Raw genomic sequence first — 1,417 nt, 5'->3', positions numbered from 1 at the left:
GCGTGACCTCACAGGGGGCGGGGCCGGCCCCCGGAGGGCCCGCGCCCGGCGGTGGTGCTGTGGTGCGGCGATCAGTGGGCGGAGTCGGCGCCCGGCCACTCGAAGTCGCGCAGGAACTGCATGTTGTGCTGCTGGGCGGCGGCCTGCATCCGGGGGAAGTCCGGGATGAACGGCGGCTGCTGCGCGGTCGGGTGGTCGGTGGCGGTGCCCATGTGCTGGAAGAACCGCTCGAACCCGCCGGAGAGCGTGCCCATCATCCGGGCCGCCTCCTCGATCTTGTAGGCGTGCGCGAACCCGGCCGGCACGTACCCGAAGTCGCCGGCCTCCAGCAGCTGGGACTCCTTGGTGCCGCCCTCGTCCTCGAAGAACAGCCGCACCTTGCCCTCGAGCACGTAGAACGTCTCGTGGGTCTCGTTGTGCGAGTGGGTCGGGATGATGTCGCCGGCCGGGGACTCGCTGACGATGATCCCGAACTGGTTCCCGGTCTCGTCACCGGAGAGCAGCACGGTGAACAGGTCGGTGAAGAGCATCGAGTGCTCGCCCTGGCCGCGCTTGAGCACGTAGGGCTTCGGGCGCCCGGGGAGCACGCCCTTCCACTGCGGACCCTTCGCGGGGTCGATCAGGTACTCGAAGCTCATGCGTTCTCCCGGGAGGGTCGACGGTGACCGGCCGAGCATCGGTGATGCCGGTCACCGGCGAACAGGGCGCTGCCATTGGCCGGCAAGGCGTCCGCCATGCTGGACGGCATGGGCCGCCGGTTCCCCCGTTCGGTGTACGACGTGGGCGAGGAACCCGATCCGCGGTTCAGCCTGGCCAACGAGCGCACCTTCCTGGCCTGGATCCGCACCGGCCTGGCGCTGTCGGCGGCGGGCGTGGCCCTGGAGGCCCTCGACCTCGACGTCCGGCCGGGGCTGCGGCTGGCGGCCGCGGTGGTCCTCGTCGTGCTGGGGGCGGCGGTGCCCGTGCTGGCCTGGGGCCGGTGGGGCAGCACCGAGCGCGCGCTGCGGCTCGGCCGGCGGCTGCCCGGGTCGGCGCTGGCCCCGCTGGTGGCCGCCGGCGCCGCCGTCGCTGGTGTCCTGGTGCTGGCCGGGCTGCTGACGGCGTGACCGGCGCCTGGCCCGCGCGCGATCCCGGGCTCCAGCCCGAGCGGACCGCGCTGGCGTGGCGCCGGACCGCGCTCGCCGTCGGAGCCGGCGCGGCGGTCGCCGCCCGGCTGACCGCGCCGGCTCTCGGTGCGCTCGCGGTGGTGCTCGGCGTGCTGGGCGGGTCGGCCGCCGCGGCGCTGTGGTTCCTCGCCGGCCGCCGCTACGCCGTCGGCCGGCCCGGGGGCGGCGCCCGGGGGGGCCGGCCCCCCGGGCTTCGGGCCCGGGCCCGCCTGCTATTGCACCGCCACGTAACCCCCCACAAACCCAATCAT

The 1,417-nt window shown here is 74.9% G+C and carries 3 protein-coding genes; 2 read left to right on the top strand and 1 reads right to left on the bottom strand.

Annotated elements, in window-relative coordinates:
* Nucleotides 1-71 precede the first annotated feature (71 nt).
* Nucleotides 72-638 (bottom strand): quercetin 2,3-dioxygenase, encoded by a 567-nt coding sequence (locus ACI79R_RS23935; protein WP_456576193.1) that lies wholly within the window; start codon nucleotides 636-638, stop codon nucleotides 72-74.
* A gap of 96 nt (nucleotides 639-734) precedes the next feature.
* Here ACI79R_RS23935 and ACI79R_RS23930 point away from each other — a divergent pair, with 96 nt between their 5' ends.
* A complete protein-coding gene (locus tag ACI79R_RS23930) occupies nucleotides 735-1,106 on the top strand; it encodes a YidH family protein (RefSeq protein ID WP_456576192.1) in 372 nt (123 codons plus the stop codon).
* Nucleotides 1,103-1,417: DUF202 domain-containing protein (locus ACI79R_RS23925; RefSeq protein WP_456576191.1), on the top strand; the 315-nt coding region annotated here is incomplete at its 3' end. The genes ACI79R_RS23930 and ACI79R_RS23925, both read left to right, overlap by 4 nt.

Source organism: Blastococcus sp. SYSU D00820, assembly GCF_054050695.1.
This window is presented reverse-complemented; position numbering and strand designations above follow the sequence as displayed.